General features: G+C 58.3%; 24 protein-coding genes. 7 read left to right on the plus strand and 17 right to left on the minus strand.

What is annotated here, in order from left to right:
* Positions 1-3 precede the first annotated feature (3 nt).
* The 10 genes from BT119_RS04930 to BT119_RS04975 all read right to left on the minus strand — a co-directional run bounded on the left by BT119_RS04930 (position 4) and on the right by BT119_RS04975 (position 8,094).
* The gene (locus BT119_RS04930; RefSeq protein ID WP_072364977.1) at positions 4-1,047 is read right to left on the minus strand and encodes a WavE lipopolysaccharide synthesis family protein; all 1,044 of its coding nucleotides are present in this window, start codon (positions 1,045-1,047) and stop codon (positions 4-6) included.
* A 54-nt stretch (positions 1,048-1,101) separates the two neighbouring features.
* Entirely contained in the window at positions 1,102-1,707 is a 606-nt protein-coding gene (locus BT119_RS04935; RefSeq protein WP_003431890.1) for a hypothetical protein, read from the minus strand.
* Complete coding sequence (locus BT119_RS04940; protein ID WP_003431893.1) at positions 1,704-3,479, minus strand: hypothetical protein; 1,776 nt, start codon at positions 3,477-3,479, stop codon at positions 1,704-1,706. Before BT119_RS04940 ends, BT119_RS04935 begins: the two co-directional genes overlap by 4 nt.
* 2 nt (positions 3,480-3,481) lie before the next feature.
* Positions 3,482-3,802, minus strand: coding sequence for a hypothetical protein (locus tag BT119_RS04945; RefSeq protein ID WP_003431896.1), 321 nt, complete (start codon positions 3,800-3,802; stop codon positions 3,482-3,484).
* Positions 3,799-4,530 carry a glycosyltransferase family 2 protein gene (locus BT119_RS04950; protein ID WP_161437904.1) on the minus strand — a complete coding sequence of 244 codons (732 nt, stop codon included), beginning with the start codon at positions 4,528-4,530 and terminating at the stop codon, positions 3,799-3,801. The genes BT119_RS04945 and BT119_RS04950 overlap by 4 nt, the downstream gene beginning before the upstream one ends.
* Complete coding sequence (locus tag BT119_RS04955; RefSeq protein ID WP_003366391.1) at positions 4,527-5,165, minus strand: HAD family hydrolase; 639 nt, start codon at positions 5,163-5,165, stop codon at positions 4,527-4,529. Before BT119_RS04955 ends, BT119_RS04950 begins: the two co-directional genes overlap by 4 nt.
* 7 nt (positions 5,166-5,172) lie before the next feature.
* Positions 5,173-5,787: a PI-PLC domain-containing protein gene (locus BT119_RS04960; protein ID WP_003431900.1), complete on the minus strand. Its 615-nt coding sequence runs from the start codon at positions 5,785-5,787 to the stop codon at positions 5,173-5,175.
* Between the two features lies 1 nt (position 5,788).
* The gene (locus BT119_RS04965) at positions 5,789-6,550 is read right to left on the minus strand and encodes a glycosyltransferase family 2 protein (protein WP_003431902.1); all 762 of its coding nucleotides are present in this window, start codon (positions 6,548-6,550) and stop codon (positions 5,789-5,791) included.
* A 66-nt stretch (positions 6,551-6,616) separates the two neighbouring features.
* Positions 6,617-7,321: an ABC transporter ATP-binding protein gene (locus BT119_RS04970; RefSeq protein ID WP_060708617.1), complete on the minus strand. Its 705-nt coding sequence runs from the start codon at positions 7,319-7,321 to the stop codon at positions 6,617-6,619.
* The gene (locus BT119_RS04975; RefSeq protein WP_058397711.1) at positions 7,318-8,094 is read right to left on the minus strand and encodes an ABC transporter permease; all 777 of its coding nucleotides are present in this window, start codon (positions 8,092-8,094) and stop codon (positions 7,318-7,320) included. Before BT119_RS04975 ends, BT119_RS04970 begins: the two co-directional genes overlap by 4 nt.
* Before the next feature lie 306 nt (positions 8,095-8,400).
* Between BT119_RS04975 and yghU the strand changes: the two genes are divergently transcribed.
* From yghU to BT119_RS05010, 7 genes are all read left to right on the plus strand, one after another.
* The gene (gene yghU / locus BT119_RS04980) at positions 8,401-9,243 is read left to right on the plus strand and encodes a glutathione-dependent disulfide-bond oxidoreductase (protein ID WP_044309280.1); all 843 of its coding nucleotides are present in this window, start codon (positions 8,401-8,403) and stop codon (positions 9,241-9,243) included.
* 202 nt (positions 9,244-9,445) lie between these two features.
* Entirely contained in the window at positions 9,446-10,462 is a 1,017-nt protein-coding gene (locus BT119_RS04985; protein ID WP_058397713.1) for a PDDEXK nuclease domain-containing protein, read from the plus strand.
* Between the two features lie 79 nt (positions 10,463-10,541).
* Positions 10,542-11,708, plus strand: coding sequence for a cystathionine beta-lyase (gene metC / locus BT119_RS04990; protein ID WP_072364979.1), 1,167 nt, complete (start codon positions 10,542-10,544; stop codon positions 11,706-11,708).
* Positions 11,709-11,810: 102 nt separating this feature from the next.
* A complete protein-coding gene (locus BT119_RS04995; RefSeq protein ID WP_054986038.1) occupies positions 11,811-12,056 on the plus strand; it encodes an exodeoxyribonuclease VII small subunit in 246 nt (81 codons plus the stop codon).
* The gene (locus BT119_RS05000; protein WP_010407759.1) at positions 12,053-12,940 is read left to right on the plus strand and encodes a polyprenyl synthetase family protein; all 888 of its coding nucleotides are present in this window, start codon (positions 12,053-12,055) and stop codon (positions 12,938-12,940) included. The genes BT119_RS04995 and BT119_RS05000 overlap by 4 nt, the downstream gene beginning before the upstream one ends.
* 162 nt (positions 12,941-13,102) lie before the next feature.
* Positions 13,103-14,995 (plus strand): 1-deoxy-D-xylulose-5-phosphate synthase, encoded by a 1,893-nt coding sequence (dxs, locus tag BT119_RS05005; RefSeq protein ID WP_058397715.1) that lies wholly within the window; start codon positions 13,103-13,105, stop codon positions 14,993-14,995.
* A 72-nt stretch (positions 14,996-15,067) separates the two neighbouring features.
* Positions 15,068-16,282, plus strand: coding sequence for an AGE family epimerase/isomerase (locus BT119_RS05010; protein WP_003366369.1), 1,215 nt, complete (start codon positions 15,068-15,070; stop codon positions 16,280-16,282).
* 50 nt (positions 16,283-16,332) lie between these two features.
* Here the strand turns inward: BT119_RS05010 and BT119_RS05015 are convergent, their stop codons facing one another.
* From BT119_RS05015 to BT119_RS05045, 7 genes are all read right to left on the minus strand, one after another.
* Positions 16,333-17,097 (minus strand): SDR family oxidoreductase, encoded by a 765-nt coding sequence (locus tag BT119_RS05015; RefSeq protein WP_003431917.1) that lies wholly within the window; start codon positions 17,095-17,097, stop codon positions 16,333-16,335.
* 73 nt (positions 17,098-17,170) lie between these two features.
* Positions 17,171-17,653, minus strand: coding sequence for a hypothetical protein (locus BT119_RS05020; RefSeq protein WP_239986607.1), 483 nt, complete (start codon positions 17,651-17,653; stop codon positions 17,171-17,173).
* A gap of 164 nt (positions 17,654-17,817) precedes the next feature.
* On the minus strand, positions 17,818-18,534 hold the full coding sequence (locus BT119_RS05025; protein ID WP_004407872.1) for an ABC transporter ATP-binding protein: 717 nt from the start codon (positions 18,532-18,534) through the stop codon (positions 17,818-17,820).
* Positions 18,531-19,406: an ABC transporter ATP-binding protein gene (locus tag BT119_RS05030; RefSeq protein ID WP_003366362.1), complete on the minus strand. Its 876-nt coding sequence runs from the start codon at positions 19,404-19,406 to the stop codon at positions 18,531-18,533. Before BT119_RS05030 ends, BT119_RS05025 begins: the two co-directional genes overlap by 4 nt.
* The gene (gene livM / locus BT119_RS05035; protein WP_003366361.1) at positions 19,403-20,716 is read right to left on the minus strand and encodes a high-affinity branched-chain amino acid ABC transporter permease LivM; all 1,314 of its coding nucleotides are present in this window, start codon (positions 20,714-20,716) and stop codon (positions 19,403-19,405) included. Before livM ends, BT119_RS05030 begins: the two co-directional genes overlap by 4 nt.
* 2 nt (positions 20,717-20,718) lie before the next feature.
* Positions 20,719-21,633, minus strand: coding sequence for an ABC transporter permease subunit (locus BT119_RS05040; RefSeq protein ID WP_003366358.1), 915 nt, complete (start codon positions 21,631-21,633; stop codon positions 20,719-20,721).
* Positions 21,634-21,794: 161 nt separating this feature from the next.
* Positions 21,795-22,931 (minus strand): branched-chain amino acid ABC transporter substrate-binding protein, encoded by a 1,137-nt coding sequence (locus tag BT119_RS05045; RefSeq protein WP_003431923.1) that lies wholly within the window; start codon positions 22,929-22,931, stop codon positions 21,795-21,797.
* Between the last annotated feature and the right edge of the window lie 437 nt (positions 22,932-23,368).

The following is a 23,368-nucleotide window of genomic DNA, read 5'->3' on the forward strand; positions in this document are numbered from 1 at the left end:
CCCTCAAACCCGATAAGACTCCGCATGCGCCACGTTCCTCAGCGTGCGCCAGTACGAGCGAATGCGCTTGGCGAGAGTCGGTGAGGTGCTGAACAGTACGATGGTCGCAAAGGACACCCACCAGCCGGGGCGCAGGCAGGTCAGCAGGTATTGATTGAGCCAGATGCGCGCTATTCTCAGCCTGTAGCCCTTCGGGTCAAGCCTTTGCAATTGCTCTATCGCAGAGGCTTTGTAGAGTGTGGTCAGTACGCGGGGGCTGGTCAGAAAACGTTCCGGGAAGTCGACGCCAGCCTCGCAGTGGTTGAGGACTCTGAAGTTGCGTCTCAAGACGTTGTCCCATAACTTCAGGTTGCTCAGCCCTACCTCGCAGGGTCGTGCGAGCCGGGCGTCGATGCCCTTCCTGCGCATGACACCCAGCATCAGTGCCTGCTCGCTCACCAGGCGCGCGGACGTGTAGCCAATGAAGTTTCCAAACGGGTTGCGAGACGGCCTGTCGTTGAAAAGCGCGTCCCTTTCGAACAGTGGTTGCTCCCACATGGCGAGCATTGCTTCGCGCGTGCCGAATTGAACGAGATCCGATATGTGGAACAACATCGGCAACCGTTCAGGGTCGCGAATATATAGCGTCGTGGTGGTGATGGGCGTGTCGAACAGCTGTGTCTCCCCCGGCTCGGTATCATCGGACTGACCTATGACAGCCAGCGCAGCGCTGGTCAGGTTGTGATCGGCGCGCATTTTCATGACATAGGGTCTTGAAGCGCTTTGAATACCGCATAGCGTCGACCGCAGCATGCGATTGATGTTGATCTGATTACCGGCGTCATCAACGAAGGCACCCGGATCATCCGACATGACGATCTGGTCCGCCTTCACATCGGACGTATCTTCATGACGCCAGGTCGAAACGATGATTTCGGCATCTGGCAGGTGCGTACGGATCGATGCGATGCAGGCGAAGATATTTCGTTTGGAACTCAGGTTGCGATACAGGGGACCCTGAATAACCACGCTGATTTTTCTGGAGTCGACGGCCACAAGATGAGGCATGTGTTTAACCTTGTAATGAGAAGCGCCTGCTACCGACGGCTAGCGGCAGATCGGTCAATGGGATCTTGCAACACGCCGAAAGACGCGCAGAGCAACACGCCGCATTCGACGCAGGATGCCCGCCAGCAATGGAAGACTTGTCAGTACTCTTTCAAGACGAGTGACCATGAATAGCCTGCCAATCTGAACGGAACGGGCTGAGGCTGTTGTGCTTGCCGGCAAATTGTTGAACGACGCATTGAGGGTTCGCGAATAAATGCCCAGGTGCATGGCGGGCACCATGATCACGAGGTTTCGCTTTCGCAGCTTGGTGCTCAGATAGTTGTAGCGAGCAATTTTCTGGATGAAGTCCATGCAGGTAGCAGAGTCATGCTGGCCAAAATCGATCAGCACCCAGTCGCTTTCGACTTTATCCATATGCTGGGCAACTCTGTTTGCCACGATGCCGCTTAGAGCATTGCAGTGAAGAAAATCATCCAGGCTGAACAAAGCGTGTTCGGTCGATGAATCGCTGGCGGGTAGTTCGGCCAGGTTGTAACGGTCATCAATCACAAGGACGGGAACGGTCGTCCTATGCTCGTGCTGAATGCGCGCCAACTGACAGATCAACTGATGGCTGGCGGTGCTGGGGCTCAAATGAGAAACGACGAATACCTTCACTTCGCCCCCTTGCTGTAGGACATAAAGGGAGTCGAGTTGTAGATGGCCTTCACAGCAGCCCACAGGCTTTCAAAATAGAAACTTTTCCCGTTGTTTCGATAAGCACGAATGGCCGAAATCAAAATGCCGGGGAGCGACAGAAGGTTGTGGTGAAAGTAATCATCCTGCTGGCGAGCAAACCAGGTCTGCCTGCCGCGTTGACGCAACATATTGCGCACCTCGCAGCTCTGTGTGATCAGTGTCTGTTTGGCCAGCACAGGGTCTGTGAGGAAGCGATTGACCAGAAACTCCTGACGCATGCTCGGTAGCTGGTCGAACAACACGAGCCTCTCGAAGTCGTTGATAAACGCTCTGACCGTCTCACTGTCGTTTTTGAACGTGGACTGCTGCACTACATTATCGATCAGTTCGATCCAGGCTCGAACAGGGAGGTGATCAAGACCGGTTGGAATAACGACCGCCGACGGATTGGCCAGGTATTTGTCAGCGAACTGCCGCAATCTGGCCAGTGCGGTCTCGGCAGACAGGTTCAAAAGAGGTTTCTTTTCCAGCAGGGACACATAACAAGGCCCGGATATTCCGAGACATCCGTCAACGGATTCGACCGGAGCATTGCCACCCAGCAGCGCCCGGGAGGTCACCGACTGAGTGATGCCAAAGGGATTGATACGGTTTGGAATACCCACGCGCGACGCTCGCAACGCATGCTCGATGTCTTCGTACTCCACCCAGTGCAGGGACTCGTCCAGCGGGCAGGCATTCCAGACATCCTTGCGACAAATGTAGAGGCTGCCTGTCGGGTAGCTGGCGTCACTGTTGTAGCGCATCGGGCTGGCGAAACAGAACCCGGTCCGGTCGACGTCCGGGAATATTGACGGCGCAATGGACTGAGCATTACCGCTGGTACGGTGCAGCCCCAGCAGCCCCTGCGCGACCTCGTCCATAGCCATGCCGTAATCCGAGTAACGCCGCGGATGCATGCTGATTCGGTTATCGAAGAACATGCTTTGCAAGGTCATCAACGGATAGCGCGGGCCAAAGCGGCGGACAACTTCCCCGAAGTGTTTTGGCAGAAAGACGCGGTCGTGCAGGATCACCAGATTGCTGTGTCTGGCCTCCAGTGCGAGACGGTTTTTCTTCTTGCAGATCTGCACGGGCGGGGCAGTGATGTCCTCCCCCACGATGCGGACCTTGTCGAAATAGGCGAAATTACTTCCCGGTGTGCCGCACAGCAGTATCTCCTTGTGCGGGATGTCAATTTCCAGAATGCGCTTCACGACGGCATTGAGAACAGTGGCGTCGCCTGGACCGACAGGAATGCCGAAGGTCCAGCTGTCGAGATCGTCGTTAGATTCCGCAGTCAGCCTGGATACTTTCCTGTAAGTGACCGAGTTGGCCGAACGCGCAATGACCTTGAGCGATCCCGCGAAGTAATCACGATCCAGATAACACTCGATTGGCGTGTCTTCGATAACCGTGATCTTTTCGCCAACATTCAGAAAGTGCGCACCGTCCCACAGCAGCAGCGGAGACAGCGGTGAATCACTCTGAACACCATAAAAACAGTAGCTACCCGCCCCATACAAGCACAACGGACGCCGTGCGGCATGCAGTTTCCTGATCACCCGTTCAGGCTTGCGAAACGGATGCGCGCGGAACGAGATGAAGCTGGAGCACTCATGGGGCAGCAGTAGCCCCACCGGGAGGCTGCGCAGACTGCCCGCCGCTATGTAACCGAGGCTTGGGTGGTGCTGGAGATGGGTCGTTTTCATGGTCAGACGACGTACTTGTCAGCAAGCGCACCCGGCACCTTCACGACAACGGTGGTCGCATCGGTGAGCGCTTCGAACGCCGTGATATCGCCCGGTTCCAGAACGATGATGTCGCCGGCATGCCAGACCTGATCGCGCATGTTGACCGACCCGGCAATGAGTACGGTTATCTCGGTGGCGACCTTGTGGTAATGAGCCACTTCCTTTTCACCTGCCTTGTAGGTCTTGACCCCGACCTCACAGGACTCGGTACTGAAAACTGCAGGTTCGAATCCACCCACGAACCAGCCTTTGACCATGTCTTCCAGTCTTGCCGTTTTCATCGTATCTCTCCTGCTTCGAAAGCGTGGAGCTGACTGTCGGTTTTCAGTGGCCGGTACTGATTGGGTTCGATCCGGTAGGCGCCGATCTTCTTCTGCAACAGCACCAGCTCATTGAGAGCGGGGGCTATGTAGAAGTTGTCGTTGACCCTGGCGTCCTTGCGAATCATCTCCTTGGCCGCCGATACGAATAGCGAGCCGGACTTGAACCAGTACACACCGGCAATGGCGTTTGAGCTGATCGGGTTCTTTTCGGCTGCTTCGATAACCCGGCAGTCGCTGTCCAGGCGCGCGAATGAATAACGAGGGTGCAGAGAATTGAAGATGACCACTCCGGCATCCTCATGACGTTGCCGAAACGCACGCACTGCATCCAGCAGCTGGATATCCAGAAAGTCGCTGACGCTGAGAATCAGCAGTTCGTCATCGTTGTCGATTTCTTCGGTCGCCAGAAGCGCTGTGCAAGCCGCACCACGGGTGATGTTGTGGACCGGTAGAACACTGGCCGACGGGTGCATTTGCGGGACCATGTTGCGAAGGTGCAGCCGGGCGATATCGTTGTTCGAGAATGTGCAGATCATCCTGCGCGGCTGAAGTACTGCGCAGTTGTCTATCAGCGTATGAATCAGCGGCTTGCCTTTGTGTTCGCACAGGTAGTGCGGGTACTCGCCCTCATCATGCGGCGCCTCTGTCTGCCTGCCGGTCAGAAGAATGATATTCAACGCGCTCACAGGACTGCCGCCTTGTCGAAGTTGATCTGTTCAACTTTGCCAAGAATGTTATTGAGGTTTACATCGCAGGTTTCAGCCACGACCAGAACATGTGCGCCTGAGTCTCTGGCGGCCTTGATGCCATTCTCGTTGTCCTCGACGATGAGGCATTCTTCAGGCTGAAGACCCAGTTGGCTGATGGCCTTGGTGTAGATATCCGGCGCTGGTTTGGCATGCTTGACGTCTTCGTTGGAGAGCCGCAGATCGAGGTATCGGTCTAGATCCGCCCTGTTCATCATGACCTCCACGGTGTTGCGAATGGAGTTGGACGCCACTGCCAGCTTGTAACCCAGCGTTTTCAGTGATGACAACGCGTACTGATGCACAAAGGTCGGTTTGCACTGGGCGTAAACAATCTCCATGGTGTACTGCTGCTTCATCTCGTTGATGAAGGCGTGCAACGCAACCGGCAGGTCGCGTTCGACACTCAGCATGTCGAGTTTGCGCGAGGTGGGCAGACCGTCGTAGGCGGTGAGGTGTTCGTGGCGACTGATGTTGTAACCGAACAGGCTGAGCGCTCTGTTGAGTGCGTTGTAATGCCATTCCTTGGCGTCGATAAGAACACCGTCCATATCGAAAATCACTGCCTTGATCATGATTGCCTCACGTGAAGAAAGTGGCTGCGTCTGCGGGAAGATCAGTACACAGCATCAAACGGTCCTGCGACCTGAACTCGAGCAATTGCTGCCACAGGGCGCCATGACCACGCCCGTGCAATTCGGGTGACACCACACAAACCTGCTTGCCCAGGGAAAGAAGATCGCCAATGATCTGGTTGGAAAACCACTCACCCTCAAAACCGTCAAGCCAGACGCCTGCAGCCTGTTTGAGCCAGGCTGGCGACGGCTCTACATCGCTGAGACGGGTGTAAGTGGTGAGGTTGGCGTTGAGGTAACTCCGCATGTCCGGCACCGCCATATCGAAGGCGAACCAGTTGGTATGGCCGTAACGGGCGAAGGTTGCAGCGAGAGCCTGTGCCAGGCCATCCGCCTTGACGTTGATGGCCAGAGGCAGGTTGCGGCCCGCCATGATGTCGAGCAGGCCGTCCAGCGTCAGCTCGCCGCCTGCAGGCATGTCGTGGGAGATGACCAACTGGCCAGCCACATCACGGACATCGGTTTCGGTGCCGAAGCCAAGGTCGAATGATCGATGAAAGGCTTCGGGCAGATTGCGCTGCGGCCTTTGCAGCCAATAGCCGCGATGGCTGATGATCTGCATGTCAGGCCTCTTTTCCCGAGGCTGCCTGCCTGCTCAGCGGCAACGACAGGAACTGGTTGAGGTCTGCCGGGATGCCCAGGCCATACATGCCATGACCTTCTGCACCAATGCTGTAATGAATGACCCTGGCGCCCTGCCCGATGAGCTCGTTGTAAACCGGTGCGACATAGAACTCGCCGTTGACGCGAAGATCTTTCGCGACCATCGCCTCAATGGCCGATATCAGTTGACCTGCGCGGCGAAAGTTATAGATGCCGACAGTGGCCTCGTCAGAGATAACCTCCTTTTCCACCACACGGTCGATCAGGCCTGCTGCACTGAAGCCAACGAAAGACCATTTCGGATCGTTGGCTTTCATGGTCATGATCAAACCCTCTGCATCGCTCTCGCTCATTGCCTGCAGATAGGCGTTTATATCCACATCGACGTACTGGTCGCTGTTGGCAATCATCACTTGCTGGCTGTCGTCGAGCAGGTGCCGCGCTGCATACACCGAGCACGCAGCGCCCCCGGTCAGGCCGCCGAGCTCGACGATCTCGCAGCCGGGCGCCCAGGCATTCAGTCTTTCCCTCAGCCCGTAACGTGCGACCTGTTCCGACTGACAGATAAAGATGAATCTGTGCGGGCACTTCGGCGTCAGGTTGTCGATCACGACCTTGATCATCGGTACACCATGTACAGGGATCAACGGTTTGGGGTCGGTGTAGCCCGCAACCGCAAAGCGACTCCCGGCCCCGGCCATCGGAACGATAATTTGCAACATGGAAATACCTTTGTGAATTGAGTGATGGCCAAGTTGACTGGAAGCATGGCATCACGAAACAATGAATCAGTAGTAACCCTGCTCGGTCATCCGGCCGCGCTCAAGCGTCAAGTAACGCTGGCAAAACTCTTTACCTTCTTCTACTGCGTGGGTAACAAGGATCAAGGCCATCCCGTCATCCTGCATCATTCGAATTCGTTCGTGGCATTTGCGCTTGAACTCTTCGTCCCCTACCGCAAGAACTTCGTCAGCCAGTAATATCTGAGGCTCTACATGAACGGCGACTGAAAAACCCAGCCTCATGTACATGCCTGACGAATAGTTCTTTACCGGCGTATCGATGAAGTTTCCCAACCCGGAAAAATCGACAATCTCGTTGAAGCGCGAACGCACTTCCTTGTTACTCAATCCAAACAGACTGGCATTGAGGTAGATATTTTCCTCGCCGGTCAGTTCAGGGTGAAAACCCACTCCTATTTCGATTAGCGGTGCTACTCGCCCCACACTGGTCAGCCGCCCACTGGTGGGCACAAGAATGCGTGAGACCAGTTGCAACAAGGTACTTTTACCTGAACCGTTATGCCCCACCAGTGCAAGCGACTCACCTTTGTGCAAGGTGAACGAGACATCACTGACTGCCGTGAATGTTTCGGCACGCTCACGATATCGAGTGTCAAACAGCCCCAGAAACTTCTTCTTCAAACCGCCTCTGTTATGGCGCAGAACAAACTGTTTGGTGAGGTTTTCTGCCTTGATGACGACGCGACTCATAGATATTCCACCACGCGGTCCACCTTCCTGAACATCAACAGGCCCACCAGCAGCGACGCAGCGCCCATGAACACGCACAGCAGCAAATCACGGGGCTCGGGAACGATTCCGGCATGCAGAATGCTGGTAAAACTGTTGAAGTACAGGCCTACCGGGTTATAGGCCGCAATGCGGGCGACACCGTCGGGCAGCGATGAGGTCACCCATACGATGGGTGTAAGCCAGAACAACAAGGGTAGAAACACATCGGTGAAGTGCTTTGCATCCCGTACGGTGACCTGGATGACGCTGAGTGCCAGACCAACGCCCATGATCAATGCCATGAATGCGATCAGCACAATCGGATAAAACAACAGTGCACGCGAAAAGACACCGCCCAGCATGGCGAATAGCGATGCGTACACAACCATGCAGCCAGCCCAGAAAACGACGATGGCCAGCGCACCGGAAACAGGCAGTAAAAGACGAGGAAAGCGCAACTTTCGAATGAGGTTGCCATTATTGATCAGCCACTCCCCGCTTTGCGAAACAATTTGTGCCAGAAGCATCCAATGGACAACCCCTGTCACCAGGTGCAGCGCAAAGCGGTCCTGACTACTGGGCAGAATATAAGTGAACACCGTGTAATACGTGAGCGTGACAACCAATGGGTTACCCAACGACCAGACAAAACCCAACGTTGCACCCATGTAACGGATTTTTATTTCCTTGGAAACAAGATTGATGATCAGGTCACGCCACTTCATCACGCCCGGACTGCAGAAAGACGGCATACGGTATCCAGCTATTAATAGGTAAATCAGAGAGAGCGACTTTGACAACCAAGATCATAAATGGATAACCTTATGGCCTCACGCTGCGAACACATGTTCTCTTCTTTTACCCAGCTACAGCTATAGGACGCCGCCTTAGTTCCTGTGGGAATATTCCACAAGCTACCAACGGCAGCGAACTGAGCCCCTCGCTACACTCGTTCACGATCGCAAGGCACTTCCCTGCACCCGCGTTGATCTATAACGTCAATGGTCCTTTGCAACACGACCGGTCCAGCGATCACCCTTGAACAAGCGAGGCTTCTCATGACCCAAACGCCCTACACTCCGCCGAAGGTCTGGCACCAGGAAACAAAAGCGGGCGGCACGTTCGCCAGCATCAACCGGCCCGTCGCCGGCCCCACGCACGACAAGGAGCTGCCGGTCGGCAAACACCCGCTGCAGCTTTATTCACTGGCCACACCCAACGGTGTAAAGGTCACGATCATGCTCGAAGAGCTGCTGGCGCTCGGGCACAGCGGCGCGGAATACGATGCTTGGCTGATCCGCATCTCCGAGGGCGATCAGTTCTCCAGCGGCTTTGTCGAGATCAATCCCAATTCCAAGATCCCGGCATTGCTGGACCGAAGCCATGAAACACCTGTTCGGGTATTCGAGTCCGGCTCTATCCTGCTGTACCTGGCTGAGAAGTTTTCCAGCTTCCTGCCGGCCGACCCGGCAGGCCGTACCGAAACGCTGAACTGGCTGTTCTGGCAGATGGGCGCCGCGCCTTATCTGGGTGGCGGTTTCGGGCATTTCTATGCCTACGCGCCCGAGAAACTCGAATACCCCATCAACCGCTTCGCGATGGAGGCCAAGCGCCAACTCGATGTGCTCAACCGCCGCCTGGGCGAGCACCGCTACCTGGCTGGCGATACCTACACGATTGCCGATATCGCGGTCTGGCCATGGTATGGCGCGCTGGTGCGGAACAAAGTGTATTCGGCTGCCGAATTCCTCTCGGTACACGAATACCCGAACCTGATTCGCTGGACGGAAGAGATCGCCGCACGCCCGGCCGTTATCAAAGGCCAGAAGGTCAATCGCACCTGGGGCGAAGAAGCCGATCAGGTTCCGGAGCGGCATCAGGCATCCGATCTGGATAAATAAGGCACACGTCAAGTCCTTCGCGGACAGAAACCTGATGCTACAAACCCACAGGAAACTCTGGAACAGAACGTCCTGATCTGCACGTAAAGTAGCCGACCTTAACCACCGCCCAAGGACGCGCCTTTATGAGCCGAACAACCGTTCTTCCAGACTTTCGCTCGCAATCGCCCATCAGGTTGCTACGCAGTGGAGTACTTTCAGTATGAGTACTCCCAACACACCGCATACGCCTGTACATGATCGCTTTGATGAAGTGCTCGCCATGATCCGGAGCGCTCGACAGCAGGCCGCACAGGCGGTGAACACGCAATTGATCGAGCTTTACTGGCAAGTCGGCGCTTACATCAGTCGCAAGCTTGAAAACGCTGAATGGGGTGACGCGGTGGTCACCCAGCTTGCCGAGCATCTGGCCACCACCCAGCCAGGACTGCGTGGTTTCACACGCAGCAACCTTTTTCGCATGCGCCAATTCTATGAGATTTACCGTGCAGAAGAGAAAGTCGCGCCACTGGCGCGACGATTATCCTGGTCACATAACCTGATCATTTTCAGCCAGAGCAAGCGTCCTGAAGAACGCGAGTTCTACCTGAAAATGGCAACTCAGGAAAGGTGGTCAAAACGCGAACTTGAGCGCCAATTCAAGAACGCTCTATTCGAGCGCACTGTCACCCAGCCAGCCAAAGCCTCGGCGATGCTCAAGGAAACCCGGCCGGCCGCACTGGATATATTCCGTGATGCCTACATGGTGGAGTTTCTGGAGCTGCCACCGGGGCACGCCGAAGCGGACCTGCATGGCGGTTTGTTGAAACGCCTGAGGGACTTTCTGATCGAGCTAGGCCGCGATTTCTGTTTTGTCGGCTCCGAGTACGCGTTGCAGGTCGGCGGCCAGGACTTTGCTCTGGATCTGCTGTTTTTCCATCGAGGCCTCAATTGCCTCGTTGCCATTGAGCTCAAGGTCGGCCGCTTTGAGCCCGAATACCTCGGCAAACTGGACTTCTACCTGGAAGCGCTGGACCGCAACGAACGCAAACCCCATGAAAACCCGGCCATTGGCGTCTTACTCTGCGCCAGCAAAAACGACGAAGTCGTCGAGTACGCTCTGAACCGCTCGCTTTCACCCGCGTTGATTGCCGAGTACCAGACCCGCCTGCCGGACAGACAGTTACTGCAAGCGAAACTGCATGAGTTCTACGCGAGTGCTGTGTTGAACGATCAGTGATACCTGCCAGGCGCACGATGCATTACGCTTGCGGGTACCTGAGCCGCAGCCTGCAAGCCTTTTTCACCCGGAGCCTCCAATGCCGCAAGACAAAGACCCTCGTGCCCACACCGCCCTGTCGCAACGCGGTCGCAGTGCTGCCAGCGGGCCGGGGGTTGCGGTCAACCCACCCGTCGTGCGCCTCAGTACGGTGCTGTTCGACAGTCTGGAAAGCTTGCGGCAGGCGGAAATTCGCACCGCAGGACCGGAGCGCTCGCTGACTTACGGCGCCAACGGCAACCCGACTGCGTTTGCCTTGCAGGACCTGATCTCCGAGCTCGAAGGTGCACACGGCACCTGCCTGTACCCGACCGGGCTGGCCGCAGTGGCGCAGATGTTTCAATCGTTTCTACGCCCTGGCGATCATGTCCTGATCACCGAATCGGTCTATGGTCCTGTTCGGCGGCTGGCGAAAACCATGCTGACCGCCTTCGACATCCCGTTCGATTTCTACGCGGCCGACGGCAGTAACGTGGAATCGCTGATCAAGGCCAACACCCGGATGATCTATGCCGAGGTGCCCGGCTCGCTGACATTCGACATGTGTGACCTGCCATCCCTGTCACAGCTGTGCAAAGCAAGGAATCTGCTGCTGGCTGTGGATAACTCCTGGGGCTCGGGGGTGCTGTACAAGCCGCTGGAACTGGGCGCGGACATTTCGCTGATGGCCCTGACCAAGTACGTGGCCGGCCACTCCGACGTGATGATGGGCAGCGTCAGCACCACCGAAGCGCACTGGCATACCCTGAAAACCATGAACACCGCCGTGGGCAACACCGTCAGCCCCGACGATGCCTATCTGGTGCTGCGTGGCGCCCGCAGTCTGGCGGCGCGCATGGCCATGCATGAGCGTCACGCGCTGCAGATCGCACAATGGCTGCAGACTCAGCCCCAGGTTGCCCGCGTGCTGTATCCCGCGTTGCCGGACGATCCGGGCCACGCGATCTGGAAGCGTGACTTCCATGGCTGCAACGGCTTGCTCAGTTTTGAATTCAACACCGTTGACCGGCAGGTGCTGGATCGCTTTACCGGCGCGTTGAAACTGTTCGGCGTCGGCTACTCCTGGGGTGGTTTTGAAAGCCTGATCACGGAAGTCGAACAACACGGTCCCGAGCGCGGTAGCGGCCCGATGCTGCGGCTGCAGGTCGGCCTGGAAAGCCCGGAAGACCTGATCGCGGATCTGCAGAACGGATTCGCGGCAGGTTGACCCCTGCAGCGGCTTGAAGAGCGCAGGTCCGTCGCCGCAATTTGCCCAGACGCCAACGCTCTGCTAGTGTCGCGCGGTTTAACCTCTACCGGAAATGCCCTCATGGCCCGCAAGAAAGCTGCACTGGATTTCGAACAGTCACTCGCTGACCTGCAAGCGCTGGTAGAGCGGCTGGAGAATGGCGAGTTGTCGCTGGAAGACTCCCTGACCGCCTTCGAGCAAGGTGTACGCCTGACCCGCGACTGCCAGAGCGCCCTCACCCACGCCGAGCAGAAGGTTCAGGTATTGCTGGAACGCGATGGCGAGCTCAGCGAAGAGCCGTTCGACGATGCGGAACTCCCCGAATGATCGCGAGCTATCAAGCGCAAAGCCAGACTCGCGTCAACGCAGCACTCGACGGGCTGTTCAAGGCCCCGGGCCCTGAGCTCGAACGCCTCTACGAAGCCATGCGCTACAGCGTGATGAACGGCGGCAAGCGCGTACGCCCGCTGCTCGCGTATGCCGCCTGCGAAGCACTGGGCGGTGTAGCCGAGGATGCCAACGGCGCCGCCTGTGCCGTTGAGCTGATTCATGCCTACTCGCTGGTCCATGACGATTTGCCGGCAATGGACGACGATGACTTGCGTCGCGGCCAGCCAACCACACACAAGGCCTTCGATGAAGCCTGCGCGATCCTCGCCGGTGACGGCCTGCAAAGCCTGGCCTTCACCGCCCTGCTCGCCCCTCACCTGACGTCACGCGATGCCGAGACGCGTCTGCAGATGGTCACTGCCCTCGCGACGGCGGCCGGACCGGCGGGCATGGTGGGTGGCCAGGCTATCGATCTGGGTTCAGTGGGGCTGAAGCTCGATCAGGCGGCGCTGGAATACATGCATCGCCACAAGACCGGTGCATTGATCGAAGCCAGCGTCCGCCTTGGCGCACTGGCCAGCGGTCACGCCGATCAGCCCCGCCTCGATGCCCTACAGGTCTACGCGCGTGCAATCGGCCTGGCTTTTCAGGTTCAGGACGACATTCTCGATGTCGAAAGCGATACCGCGACCCTCGGCAAGCGCCAGGGCGCCGACATCGCCCGCGACAAGCCGACCTACCCGGCGCTGCTGGGCCTGGAAGCGGCCAAACACTACGCACTGGAACTGCGTGATCAGGCGCTGCAGGCACTGAGCCCGTTCGATGCCGCCGCAGAGCCGTTGCGCCAGCTGGCACGCTACATCGTCGAACGTCGCCACTGATCACTGTCACCCGAACCGGAAAATCCGCTGAATCAACCACGCGTCACGGTGGTCTCAGTGAGTACACATGTCAGTCGGCAGGTCATCCGCCGACTCACTTCATGGGCAGCGTGCGATGCATAAGGTAAACTGCCGCCTCTTTTACTTATAACGATTCGCCTGATGCCCACGACGTTCAAAGAGATCCCACGCGAGCGCCCGGTCACGCCGTTGCTCGACCGAGCCGACACCCCGCACGGCCTGCGCCGTCTGGGCGAAGCCGAGCTGGAAACCCTGGCTGATGAACTGCGCCTGGAATTGCTGTATTCCGTTGGCCAGACCGGAGGGCATTTTGGTGCCGGCCTCGGGGTCATCGAGCTGACCATCGCGCTGCATTACGTTTTCGACACCCCGGACGATCGTCTGGTGTGGGACGTGGGTCATCAAGCCTATCCGCACAAGATCCTCACCGGCCGTCGCGCGCGCATGTCCACGCTGCGCCAGAAGGACGGGGTTGCGGCCTTTCCGCGTCGCAGCGAAAGCGAGTACGACACCTTTGGTGTCGGGCACTCCAGCACCTCGATCAGCGCCGCGCTGGGCATGGCGATTGCCTCGCGCCTGCAGGGCAGCGAGCGCAAATCGATTGCCGTGATCGGCGACGGTGCGCTGACTGCCGGCATGGCCTTCGAAGCGCTGAACCACGCGCCGGAAGTGGCCGCCGACATGTTGGTGATCCTCAACGACAACGACATGTCGATCTCGCGCAATGTCGGCGGACTGTCGAATTATCTGGCCAAGATTCTTTCCAGCCGCACCTACAGCAGCATGCGTGAAGGCAGCAAAAAGGTGCTTTCGCGCCTGCCCGGTGCCTGGGAAATCGCGCGGCGCACCGAAGAGTACGCCAAAGGCATGCTGGTCCCGGGTACGCTCTTCGAAGAGCTGGGCTGGAATTACATCGGTCCTATCGACGGCCACGACCTGCCGACCCTGATCGCCACCCTGCGCAATATGCGTGACCTGAAAGGCCCGCAGTTTCTGCATGTGGTGACCAAGAAGGGCAAGGGGTTTGCGCCGGCCGAAGTCGATCCGATCGGCTATCACGCCATTACCAAGCTAGAGCCGCTGAATGCGCCTGCCGCGCAGAAAAAGATCAGCGCACCGAAATACTCCGGTGTGTTCGGCCAGTGGATCTGTGACATGGCCGACGCTGATTCGCGGCTGGTCGGCATCACACCGGCGATGAAGGAAGGTTCGGACCTCGTTGCGTTCAGCGAACGCTTTCCCGAGCGCTACTTCGACGTGGCCATTGCCGAGCAACACGCAGTGACCCTGGCGGCCGGTATGGCGTGCGAAGGCAGCAAGCCGGTGGTGGCGATCTATTCGACCTTCCTGCAGCGTGGTTACGATCAGCTGATCCACGACGTCGCAGTACAGAACCTCGACGTGCTTTTCGCCATCGACCGCGCCGGGCTGGTGGGTGAAGACGGCCCGACTCACGCAGGCAGCTTCGACCTCTCGTACCTGCGCTGCATCCCCGGCATGCTGGTGATGACGCCGAGCGATGAAAACGAACTGCGCAAGCTGCTCAGCACCGGTTACCTGCATACCGGCCCCGCGGCAGTACGCTACCCACGCGGCACCGGCCCTAACGCGGTTATCGAGGACAGTCTTGACCCGGTCGAGATCGGCAAGGGCGTTGTGCGGCGTCAGGGCCAGGGCGTTGCGATACTGGCGTTCGGCGTGCAACTGGCCGAGGCGCTGGTGGTGGCCGAGAAGCTCGATGCAACGGTGATCGACATGCGTTTCGTCAAGCCACTGGACGAAGCCTTGGTCAGCGAAGCTGCCGCCAACCACGAGTTGCTGGTCACACTGGAAGAAAACGCCGTCATGGGCGGTGCAGGTGCTGCGGTCAGCGAGTTCCTGGCGCGCGCCAATATCCTCAAGTCGGTATTGCACCTGGGTCTGCCGGATGTCTACGTCGAGCATGCCAAGCCTGCGCAGATGCTCACCGAGTGCGGCCTGGATGCCCAAGGGATCGAAGCCGCGATCAATGAGCGACTGGCGCTGATTGGCTGACTGCCAGAGGTTCCTCACGCGCCTGGCGTGAGGAACGATCATCACCCGCCCTCGTGCAGCAATCCTGATAACATGCTGCGCACTTCGACACTGCCGCGATGCCAGCCGATGCCTCATGTGACCCGCTCCGCCTCCACGCCTGAATTGACCTCGTTGTTCGCCGCCTTGCAGCAGCACTTCATGCAGGTCGTCGTTCCGCTGTGGCAGGGTCCTGGCTGGAACGCACAATTGGCATTGCCTTACGAAGCACTCGACGCCGGAGATCAACCGCTGCCGCCGCAACGCTATCGCGCCATGGCCTGTGCGCGTCAGCTGTTTCTGTTTTCCAGCCTCATCGATCACGCACAAGTGCCGGATGCACGGGCGCGGGCCGGTGAATTGTTCCGCTCCCTGCAACAGCACTTCCACGATGCCGAGCATGGCGGCTGGTTCTACAGCATCGATCCACAGGGCAAGCCGCTGGATCGCCGCAAGGACCTCTACACCCACGCCTTCATTATTTTTGCCTGTGCACACTACTGGGCGAAAGCTCAGGACCCGCTGGCAGAGTCGGTGCTCAATGCAGCGCTCAACGTTGTGGCCGAACGCTTTGCCGACAACGACGGGCTGTACGAGGCGCAGCTCGATGAAGACTGGTCGATACTGGGCACCGGACCGTTGCAAAACCCCTTGATGCACCTGGCAGAGGCCTTTCTGGCCACCCTGTCGGTGCGTGCCGACCCTGCCACACAGGCTGCACTGGACGCGCTGGTTATCCACATGCAACGCCGTTTCGTCGATACGGCAACCGGCGTGATGCTGGAGAAGCCTCTGGGCGCTGTGGATAACTGGTACGAGCCAGGTCATCAGTTCGAATGGTTCTTCCTGCTGCAATCGTCCCCGGAACTGCACGGGCGCGAGCTGCATGAATCCATGACCCGCGCGTTCGTCTACGCTCAGGCGCAAGGTGTCGATCCTCACAGCGGGGCTGTGACGGCGATGCTGGCGCTGGATGGTACAGTGCGCGATGCCACCCAGCGTATCTGGGCCCAGGCGGAATACCTGCGGGCGATGGCCCTGCGCCCGGACTGCGAAGCGGCCTTGACCCGGCAGCTGTCGGCCTTCGAGCAGCGCTTTCTGCATGCCAGGGGCTGGAACGAGTGCGTCGAGCCCGATGGCAGGGTCAGCCGCAGCGATATGCCGTCGACGACGCCCTACCACTTGGCCACCTGCTACATCGGCCTGGCAGATTTCGTCGAAAATCGCTTCGTCAGCGCATTCCCGCCGCCAACGCCGGCAGATAGCTGATCAGACCCAGCTGATCGGACCGCATCTGCGCGGCCCGATCAGCACATCACTCAACCGCGGTTGCGATCAATCGCAAAGCCGGCCCAGGTCTGGCTGACTGGCATCAGTTCCAGGCTGTTGATGTTGACGTGCGCTGGCGTGTTCATGATCCAGAAGATGGTGTCGGCGATGTCCTGAGGCTGAATCGGCTCGGCACCTGCGTAGGTCGCATCGTACTTGGCCTGATCACCGCCGAAACGTACCAGCGAAAACTCGCTCTCGCACAGCCCTGGCTCAAGGTTGGTGACTCTCACGCCCGTGCCGATCAGATCGTTGCGCAGGTTCAGCGAGAACTGCCCGACAAAGGCCTTGGTGCCACCGTAGACGTTGCCACCCGGATAAGGGTAGTTACCGGCGACCGAACCCAGGTTGACGATGCTCGCGCCGCGACCATGCGCGATCAGGCGTGGCAGCAGCAGACGCGTGGTGTAGACCAGACCTTTGACGTTGGTGTCGATCATGGTGTCCCAGTCATCCAGATCGCACTTGGGTGCAGGATCGATTCCCAGCGCCAGACCGGCATTATTGATCAGCCCGCGAATGGTGCCGAACTCTTCAGGCAAATCTGCGATGGCGCTCTCCATCGCCTTGCGGTCACGCACATCCAGCACCAGCGTATGCACCTTGGTCTGCTTCGACAGCTCGGCGCTCAAGGCATCCAGACGGTCCTTGCGTCGACCGGTCAGCACCAGCGACCAGCCCGCCTCGGCGAAACGGCGGGCACACGCCTCGCCAAAACCGGAAGTGGCGCCCGTGATGAATACAGTGGAAGTCATTTCATTCTCCTGACATGGCGCAAAAACAGCGCTGCCTGTTAATAAGTTTCTGGCAAGGGCAGCAGAATGCCCGTCAGCGGGACATCGATGCAACAACCGAGTGCATTTGTACAAAAAACAACCAACCCGGAGCAAGCCTTGCGCCACGGGCCTCGCAGGTACTTTTGCCCACCTTATCCACAGTCAGACCCACAATCTCTGGGGGCAAGTCAGTGGCGCTGGACATCACGTGTTTCGGGGCCTGCAGCGTATCAGGCGAAGTTTTTTCCTTGACTTTGCCCGACACTGGCAAGAGGCCGGAAAGCGTCAGAAAACGGTGATGGCCTGTAGCCCAGACCCTATAACGTCCGGGGCAGTCTTTCCAAGGCTTGTTAACAGACTTATCCACAGGCTTTTCACCTGAAAAACCTGTATGAACGACCAGCCCCCATGCTGTTGACAAACGCCCCATCAGGCCGGTTGAAAACCACTGTGCGAAATTTAACCACTCTTCTACAGGCCTTATGCATAAAGGGCTGCAGGCAAATACTCCCAAGTTATTAACAGCCGGTTCCACAGTAAACCTGAACAAGTCAAAACGGTGACAAAACAACCATTTGCAGCGGTTTTATGTCGCACTTATCAGACGCGCCAAAATTGTTTTCCACAATTGCATACGACCGCGCCCCGGATGTTTGAGCATCCGGGGCGCGCGAAGAAAACGGCAGGGTTTTGACGAACTCAATGCCCGCCCAGATAAGCGTTCCTTACCTCTTCATTTACCAGCAATTCCTGCCCGGTGCCGGACAGGCGAATCTCGCCATTGACCATGACGTAAGCCCGGTCGGACAGCTTGAGCGCATGGTTGGCGTTCTGCTCGACCAGGAATATCGTCATGCCTGTGGCTGCCAGTTCACGCAGGGTCGAGAAGATCTGTTTGACGATGATCGGGGCCAGCCCCAGGCTTGGCTCATCGAGCAGCAGCAGTTTCGGACGACTCATCAGCGCGCGGGCGATGGCGAGCATTTGCTGCTCGCCTCCGGACATGGTCATGGCTCGCTGATTGCGGCGCTCCTTGAGCCTGGGGAACAGCTCGAACATGCGCTGCATGTCTTCGGCCGAATGCTTGTCGCCAATCGGAATGGTGCCCATCATCAGGTTTTCCTCGACCGACATGTCGGGAAAGACCCGCCGCCCCTCCGGTGACTGCGCAATACCGTTGGAGGCGATGTAATGCGAGGACTTCTGGGTGATATCGGTGCCCTGATAGATGATCTGCCCACTGGCCGCGCGCGGCTGACCGAAGATCGACATCAGCAGCGTGGACTTGCCCGCGCCGTTGGAGCCGATCAGGCTCACCGTTTCGCCCTCATTGATGTGCAGCGAGACTTTCTTCAGGGCCTGAATCGGCCCGTAAAACACATCGATCTCTTTCAGTTCGAGGATCGGCTTGCTCATACCAGCTCCTCTTCATCAGCGCCCAGATACGCGGCGATCACCTTCGGATCGTTACGGATCTGTTCCGGCCCCCCCATCGCAATCACGTTGCCATGGTCGAGCACCACAATATCGTCGGAAATCCCCATGACCATGCCCATATCATGCTCGATCAGCACGATGGTCATGTCGTGCTCGTCACGCAGCAGACGGATCATGCCGCTGAGCGCCGCGGTTTCCTGCGGGTTGAGGCCGGCAGCCGGCTCATCCAGGCAGATCACCTGCGGCCGCGTGCACATGGCTCGTGCAATCTCCAGACGGCGTTGCTGCCCGTAGGACAACTCGCCAGCCAGACGATTGGCGCAGTCCACCAAGTCGACAACCTCCAGCCAGTAGAACGCGGTATTCAGCGCGTCCTCTTCGGCCTTGCGATAGCCCCTGGTATTCAGGATCCCGCTGATCAGGCTGCGGTTGACCCACATGTGCTGGGCGACCAGCAGGTTTTCGACCACCGACATTTCCTTGAACAGGCGAATGTTCTGAAACGTGCGCGCCAGCCCTGCCCTGTTGACCAGATGGGTGCCGCCGAACATCTTGTAGTACACCCGGCTGAGGAAGCTTTTCGGCGACACGAAGTCGGTCGCCTGGAACGGCTCGCCCAATAGCTTGATCACATTGGTGGTCTTGCCACGAGTGTGTAGTTCGATGCGTCCGCCAGTGGCCTTGTAGAAACCGGTCAGGCAGTTGAAGACCGTAGTCTTGCCCGCACCGTTGGGGCCGATCAGGGCGAAAATCGAATTGCGACGGACCTTGAGGCTGACGTCGCTGAGGGCCTTGATGCCGCCAAAGTGCATCATCAGGTGCTCTACGGAGAGAATCACTTCAGTGCTCATCGCGCAGCCCCCTCAGTCACCAGCGCGCCCTTGCGCGGTTTCACCCCGGTGCGGCTGATGCGAATCAGGCCGCGTGGTCGCCAGATCATCATCAGCACCATCAGAATCCCGAACAGCAGCACGCGGTACTCGGAGAAGCTGCGCAGCAGCTCAGGCGCAACGGTCAGCACAAACGCGGCGATCACCACACCGACGGTCGAGCCCATGCCGCCCAGCACCACAATCGCCAGAATCAGCGCCGATTCGAAAAAGGTGAATGAGGTTGGGTTGACGAAGCCCTGATAGCTGGCAAAAAACACCCCGGCAAGGCCTGCGGTCGATGCGCCAATCGTGAACGCCGACAGCTTGACCAGCACGTGATTGAGGCCCATCGAACGACAGGCGATCTCGTCCTCGCGCAAGGCTTCCCAGGCACGCCCTATCGGCATGCGGGTCAGGCGATGCTTGATGAACAGCACCGCCAGTACGACCAGAAACAGCACGGCGTAGATGAAGATGAATTTCAGGTCAGGGTTGTAATCGAAGCCGAAATATTCATGGATCGGCACCCCGCCATCCTTGGCGCGTCGGCCGAATTCCAACCCCAGGAAAGTGGGCGCGGGCACCGGCACACCGTTCGGGCCGCCGGTGAACGACAGCCAGTTGTTCAGCACCAGACGAATGATCTCGCCGAACCCGAGGGTCACGATGGCCAGATAGTCACCATGCATGCGCAGCACCGGGAAACCAAGAATGCATCCGGCCAGCGCCGCCGCAATCGCCGCCAGCGGTAACGCCGACCAGAAGCCCAGCCCCAGATACTGATAGCCCAGCGCCAGACCATAGGCACCGATGGCATAAAACGCCACGTAGCCAAGATCGAGCAGCCCCGCCAGGCCGACCACAATGTTCAGCCCCAGGCCCAGCAGCACGTAGATCAGACCGAGGATGACCACGGTCAGAATGTACTTGTTGGCGAAAATCGGGAACACGATGGCAATCACGATCAGCAGCGGAATGATCCAGTACAGGCGCGATCGATGATCCGGTTTGAGCACATGCACGCCGGAGTCGGAGCTTTCGAAGCTCTGGGAAACACGCAGGCCGCTGGGCGTCTGCAGAAACAGACTGATCAGGAAGCGACCGATCATGACCACGCCCACCAGCCAGGCCACGCGGGTCGGTTGCAGGTTGAAGCTGTAGCCATCGAGCACGATCCCGACGATGGGGCCGAACACAATCAGCGCCAGCAACCCGGCAACCACGGCATCGATCAGACTCTTCTTGATGTCGACAGGTTTGGAAACAGGAACAGCAACAGGAACGGACATACTTATACCTTCGCCACGAGTGGGCGACCCAGCAGGCCTTGGGGACGGAAAATCAGGATCAGCACCAGCAGGCCGAAACTGAACACGTCTTTGTAATCGGAGTTGATCAGACCGGAGAACTGCGACTCGGCAACCCCCAGGATCAAACCGCCCAGCATGGCACCCGGCAACGAGCCGATCCCGCCCAGCACGGCGGCAGTAAACGCCTTGATGCCGATGATGAAGCCGGCATAGAAGTCGAACGTGCCGTAATTCATGGTGATCAGCACACCGGCCAACGCCGCCATGGCCGCGCCGATGATGAACACATAGGAAATGACCCGGTCGGTGTTGATGCCGAGAATCGAGGCCATCTTGCGGTCTTGCTGGGTGGCCCGGCACATGCGGCCCAGCTTGGTGTACTTGATGATGTAGGTCAGCACGCCCATGCCGACGAAGGCGGCAATGAGGATGAAGATCTTGGTGTAGGTGATCTGCACGAAGCCGCTGCCGACTTCAAAGCGCCACGCACCTTCGAGCAGTGTAGGTACGCCTTGCTGGCGCGCACCCTGGCTGATCTGTGCGTAGTTCTGCAGGATCAGGGAAATACCGATAGCGCTGATCAGCGGCGCCAGACGGGTCGAGTTGCGCAGTGGCTTGTACGCCACGCGCTCGATGACGAAGCCGTAAACACCGGTCACCACGATGGTGAAGATCAGCGTACCGAGAATCAGGAACGGAAAGGATTCCAGTCCGAAGAAAGACAGAACCGCGAGGCCGATGGCGGCCAGGTAGGCGGAAATCATGTACACGTCGCCATGGGCGAAGTTAATCATGCCGATGATGCCGTAGACCATCGTATAGCCGATGGCGATGAGGCCATAGACAGACCCGAGGGTGAGTCCGTTGACCATTTGTTGCAGGAAGATTCCATCCATCACGCACGCTCACACAAAAAGGCAGCTCAGCACCCTGTCAGTCACGCCCTCGTGAGGCATGACCGACAGGTCCGAAAACGATAAAAGAGATGCAGGCTCGCTCCTGGGCGAGCCCATCATCGGATCAGCGCCTGACGCGCAGGGCCGACGCGAGGTCTATCTCACTTCTGTTTTTCGAGTTGCTTGTACTTGCCGGCGGCGTCCCACTGGTAAACCACGTAGTCGGAGACTTTCAGGTCACCCTTGGCATCCCAGGCTTTCTCGCCCATGACGGTCTTGACCGGGTTGGCCTTGAGCCACGTGGCGGCTGCGTCACCCTTGTTGGACTTGGCACCATTGAAACCGGCCGCCAGGGCCTGTACCGAAGCGTACGCGTAGAGGGTGTAGCCTTCAGGCTCGTAACCGGCCTTGCGGAACTGGTCCACGACAGCCTTGCTGTCCGGCAATGCGCGCGGATCAGCGCCGAAGGTCATGTACACGCCATCGACGTACTGTGCACCACCTGCAGTGGTGACCAGCTCGTCGGTCACGACGCCATCATCGGACATGAACTTGACGTCCTTGAGGCCCTGCTCGCGCATCTGACGAACCAGCGGACCGGCTTCCGGGTGCAGACCACCGAAGTACACGACGTCAGCGCCTACCGAACGAATCTTCGTGACCAGCGCACTGAAATCTTTTTCGCCACGGGTCAGACCCTCTTCGAGGATCGGCTTGACGCCCCGCGCGGTCAGTTGCTTGGCCGTTGCGTCAGCGAGGCCCTTACCGTAAGTGTCCTTGTCGTTGATAACGGCGACTTTCTTGCCTTTGAGCACGTCGACGATGTAGTCACCCGCAACGACACCCTGCTGGTCGTCACGGCCGCACATGCGGAACATCTCTTTCAGGCCACGTTCGGTCACGGCCGGGTTGGTCGAGCCTGGCGTAATGGCAATAATGCCAGCGTCGCCGTAGATCTCCGAAGCAGGGATGGTCGACGACGAGCAGAAGTGACCGACGACACCAATCACTTTTTCCTGATCCACCAGACGGTTGGCAACCGCCACGGCCTGCTTGGGCTCACAGGCGTCATCGCCCGCGACCAGTACTATTTTCTCCCCGTTGACACCACCTGCCGCATTGATCGCGTCGGCTGCTGCCTGCGCGCCCTTCATGTACTGCTGACCAAACGACGCGTTCGCGCCGGTCATTGGGCCCGCTACGCCGATTTTCACGTCCGCCTGTGCAAACGAAGACACGCCCAATGCAGTAGCCACTGCGATTGCCAGAAAACCTTTCCTGTAAAACGTATGCGACATAAGTGGTGCTCCTGAGGATATTTTTTTAGTTGGCACTTTCATGATCAAACAGATACAGAGTTGCTCAGAGCAAGGCGCGTGCCATCGCTTTTTAGTTGAGGGAGATGTCGTGTTCTTCGTGTCGATCCATCATGCAACGCCGCGCAACAGGGGCACTCTGGTTGCTTCGAGCACGCAAGGTGCAACCCCGGACGAAAAAAGAGCAACCCAAGCGTACTCGAGTAGCAACCAGCACATGCCGTGATGGGCAACCCACCTGTAACAGCACACGTCACCGAATTGCACACGCCCGGTGCGCGAACGCTACGAGACGCACCATTTGAGGCTAGCGGATTAAACGGGACCTGCTGCAGCCATCGTCAGATTCTGAAAAGCGCGTCACGCGGCGCCAGTAATAACCTCCCTGCATGCGCCCGACAAACGACCTTTAAGCGAGA

It is taken from the genome of Pseudomonas sp. NFACC10-1 (assembly GCF_900119195.1).
Lineage (GTDB): Bacteria > Pseudomonadota > Gammaproteobacteria > Pseudomonadales > Pseudomonadaceae > Aquipseudomonas > Aquipseudomonas cerasi.

Bases quoted from the DNA above. Each gene is read 5' to 3' on its own strand.
- BT119_RS05000 (WP_010407759.1), top strand. From the start codon at position 12,053: ATGATCGCGAGCTATCAAGCGCAAAGCCAGACTCGCGTCAACGCAGCA.
- dxs (WP_058397715.1), top strand. From the start codon at position 13,103: ATGCCCACGACGTTCAAAGAGATCCCACGCGAGCGCCCGGTCACGCCG.
- BT119_RS05010 (WP_003366369.1), top strand. From the start codon at position 15,068: ATGCTGCGCACTTCGACACTGCCGCGATGCCAGCCGATGCCTCATGTG.
- BT119_RS04995 (WP_054986038.1), top strand. From the start codon at position 11,811: ATGGCCCGCAAGAAAGCTGCACTGGATTTCGAACAGTCACTCGCTGAC.
- BT119_RS05030 (WP_003366362.1), bottom strand. From the start codon at position 19,406: ATGAGCACTGAAGTGATTCTCTCCGTAGAGCACCTGATGATGCACTTT.
- BT119_RS04960 (WP_003431900.1), bottom strand. From the start codon at position 5,787: ATGCAGATCATCAGCCATCGCGGCTATTGGCTGCAAAGGCCGCAGCGC.
- BT119_RS04970 (WP_060708617.1), bottom strand. From the start codon at position 7,321: ATGAGTCGCGTCGTCATCAAGGCAGAAAACCTCACCAAACAGTTTGTT.
- BT119_RS04985 (WP_058397713.1), top strand. From the start codon at position 9,446: ATGAGTACTCCCAACACACCGCATACGCCTGTACATGATCGCTTTGAT.
- yghU (WP_044309280.1), top strand. From the start codon at position 8,401: ATGACCCAAACGCCCTACACTCCGCCGAAGGTCTGGCACCAGGAAACA.
- BT119_RS04940 (WP_003431893.1), bottom strand. From the start codon at position 3,479: ATGAAAACGACCCATCTCCAGCACCACCCAAGCCTCGGTTACATAGCG.
- BT119_RS05015 (WP_003431917.1), bottom strand. From the start codon at position 17,097: ATGACTTCCACTGTATTCATCACGGGCGCCACTTCCGGTTTTGGCGAG.
- BT119_RS04945 (WP_003431896.1), bottom strand. From the start codon at position 3,802: ATGAAAACGGCAAGACTGGAAGACATGGTCAAAGGCTGGTTCGTGGGT.
- BT119_RS05025 (WP_004407872.1), bottom strand. From the start codon at position 18,534: ATGAGCAAGCCGATCCTCGAACTGAAAGAGATCGATGTGTTTTACGGG.
- livM (WP_003366361.1), bottom strand. From the start codon at position 20,716: ATGTCCGTTCCTGTTGCTGTTCCTGTTTCCAAACCTGTCGACATCAAG.
- BT119_RS05040 (WP_003366358.1), bottom strand. From the start codon at position 21,633: ATGGATGGAATCTTCCTGCAACAAATGGTCAACGGACTCACCCTCGGG.
- BT119_RS05045 (WP_003431923.1), bottom strand. From the start codon at position 22,931: ATGTCGCATACGTTTTACAGGAAAGGTTTTCTGGCAATCGCAGTGGCT.
- BT119_RS04975 (WP_058397711.1), bottom strand. From the start codon at position 8,094: ATGCCGTCTTTCTGCAGTCCGGGCGTGATGAAGTGGCGTGACCTGATC.
- BT119_RS04930 (WP_072364977.1), bottom strand. From the start codon at position 1,047: ATGCCTCATCTTGTGGCCGTCGACTCCAGAAAAATCAGCGTGGTTATT.
- metC (WP_072364979.1), top strand. From the start codon at position 10,542: ATGCCGCAAGACAAAGACCCTCGTGCCCACACCGCCCTGTCGCAACGC.
- BT119_RS04965 (WP_003431902.1), bottom strand. From the start codon at position 6,550: ATGTTGCAAATTATCGTTCCGATGGCCGGGGCCGGGAGTCGCTTTGCG.
- BT119_RS04955 (WP_003366391.1), bottom strand. From the start codon at position 5,165: ATGATCAAGGCAGTGATTTTCGATATGGACGGTGTTCTTATCGACGCC.